The following is a 2,298-nucleotide window of genomic DNA, read 5'->3' on the forward strand; positions in this document are numbered from 1 at the left end:
CTGTCCTTCGCCCAGGCCAGCAGATCCTGCACCTGCTCCACACGCCGGGGGCGGGCGGCGGCCAGGGGGCTGCCCGTTTTCAGGCTGGCGTCGGAAGCATAAACATGAAGTTCTTCCGCCGTGACAAGCAGGTCTTCACCCAGCGTCCGGCGCAGAAAATCCATGTCCGCAGGCTCAAGCCTGTCCGCATAGGGCTGTGCATCGACACTGTGGGGCAAAGGGTTCAGAAGTGACGCTTGCGTCATGAGGACCGCTCCCGGCGAGATAAAATATGTAGCCGCACATGAGCCGCGCCGCCACATCTGCTCGGGTCTGTTTGCTTCATATCCGCCCCCGTCGGGACAAGCAAGGGCCGGATGTGACACGCGCCCGAGCGACTGGTGCGGCAGTTACGGCAGTTGCGACAGGTGCAAACGGGGCGCGTCAACAGCCCCTGCAAGCGCGCAACGCAATGCGACGGCAAAAAACAGCTGCCATGACAGCATCACGGCAGCGTTTTGTCATACTTCCAGGCTCAGGCCCACAGGGCAGTGGTCCGAACCGTACACATCGTTTTCTATCCATGCATCGCGGATGGCGGGCGCCAGCTCTTGCGACACGAAGAAATAATCAATACGCCATCCCACATTCTTGGCCCGCGCGCGAGTCTTGTATGACCACCACGAGTAGTTGTCCGGCGCATCGCCATGCACATGGCGGAAGGTATCCACATAGCCCATAGCCGTGAAGCGGTCGAGAAAGGCGCGCTCTTCGGGCAGAAAGCCCGTGCATTTTTCATTCTGCTTGGGCCGGGCCAGGTCAATGGGCCTGTGGGCTATGTTGAAATCGCCGCAGACAACAATGGGCTTGCTTTTGCGGCATTCTTCGGCATAGGCCAAAAAAGCCTCGAAATATGCCATTTTATAGGGTACGCGCTTGAACTTGCCTGTAGGCTTGCCGTTTTCATCCAGTTCTTCGGCTCCGCCGTTGGGGAAGTAGCCGTTGAAAAAATGAAACTCTGGATATTCCAGATGCAGCAGACGGCCCTCACCCTGAAATTCCGGCTGCGGCAGCTCAGCGCTCCAGGAAAGGAAAGGCAGACGGCTGAATACGGCCACGCCGGAATAGCCTTTTTTGACTGTGCTTGACGCCCAGCGGCTTTCCCAGCCCGCAGGCTCACGCACGTCTTCACCCAGTTGTTCCGGGTGCGCCTTGGTTTCCTGCAAGGCCACCACCTGGGCATCACTTTGCGCAAACCAGTCCCAATCAGCCTTGGTAGAAACAGCCCTCAGCCCGTTGACATTCCAGGATACGAGTTTGAACAGCATAAAACCTCCGCCGCAGAGCATAGCCTTGCGCGCCCCGCCCCGCAAGAGCTGCCGTCAGTGACGCCCACCGGCGAAGATTGCGCAAACGCGCATTTTATTGTAATAACAGGGGCGGGTCACATTTATGCCGTGCCGGACTTTCCGGCGCGTAAGCCCACGAAATTTTAGGAGTCGCTTCATGGACATCTTGCCCATTCGCCGTGCCATTCTGAGCGTTACGGACAAAAGCGGCCTTGTGGATTTTGCCACCTTTCTGACTGCCCGCGGGGTGGAGCTTGTCTCTACCGGCGGCACGCAGAAGGCGCTGGAGGCGGCGGGCCTGCCCGTCACCGCAGTGAGCACGGTCACCGGCTTTCCCGAGATTCTCGGGGGCCGGGTAAAAACCCTGCACCCCAAGATCCATGCCGGTATCCTGGCAAACAAGGACGAAGAATCCCACATGCTGACCCTGTCTGAAAAAGGCATACGCCCCTTTGACATGGTTTGCGTCAACCTCTACGACTTTGCGGGAGCGGTGGAGCGCAAGCTCTCCCTTGAAGAAGCCGTGGAGGAAATCGACATCGGCGGCCCCTGTATGCTGCGCGCCGCTGCTAAAAACTTTCACAGCATTCTTGTGCTGCCTTCTCCCCAATGGTACCCCACCGCCATGGATGAAATGCGCAGCCACGACAATGCCGTGAGTCTGGAATTCCGCCAACTCATGGCCTCAAGGGCTTTTGAGGCCACCTCGCGCTACGACGCCCTCATCACGTCCTATCTGCGCCCGTAACCGACATCAGGCAGGGCGGCCCCAAGCCGCCCTGCTCTTTTCAGAAGTGGCCCCCCTTGACGGCCGCAACGAACAGCGCGCCGCTGCGCCAGGAGCACACCATTCCAAAACCAGAAGGCCATCTGCAAGGGCTGAAACCCAGCCAGCTTGCCGCCCTCAACCGCCTGTTCAACCGCCGTTTTCCGGCGGAAGACGTGTACACGGTGGAGCAGGCGCGCGAAC

2 protein-coding genes and 1 pseudogene are annotated in these 2,298 nt (G+C 59.4%); 1 reads left to right on the forward strand and 2 read right to left on the reverse strand.

The genetic code is table 11. The features are described from left to right. Together V6C16_RS11510 and V6C16_RS11515 are read right to left on the reverse strand one after the other, a co-directional pair. Positions 1-245, reverse strand: a pseudogene (locus tag V6C16_RS11510) (FAD/FMN-containing dehydrogenase); the annotation flags it as partial. 255 nt (positions 246-500) lie between these two features. Next, the gene (locus tag V6C16_RS11515) at positions 501-1,307 is read right to left on the reverse strand and encodes an exodeoxyribonuclease III (protein ID WP_333535544.1); all 807 of its coding nucleotides are present in this window, start codon (positions 1,305-1,307) and stop codon (positions 501-503) included. A gap of 178 nt (positions 1,308-1,485) precedes the next feature. Here V6C16_RS11515 and V6C16_RS11520 point away from each other — a divergent pair, with 178 nt between their 5' ends. Beyond that, positions 1,486-2,076 carry an IMP cyclohydrolase gene (locus V6C16_RS11520; protein ID WP_333535543.1) on the forward strand — a complete coding sequence of 197 codons (591 nt, stop codon included), beginning with the start codon at positions 1,486-1,488 and terminating at the stop codon, positions 2,074-2,076. The last annotated feature ends 222 nt before the right edge of the window (positions 2,077-2,298 follow it).

The organism is Desulfovibrio sp. 1188_IL3213 (assembly GCF_036763145.1).
Classification (GTDB): domain Bacteria; phylum Desulfobacterota; class Desulfovibrionia; order Desulfovibrionales; family Desulfovibrionaceae; genus Desulfovibrio.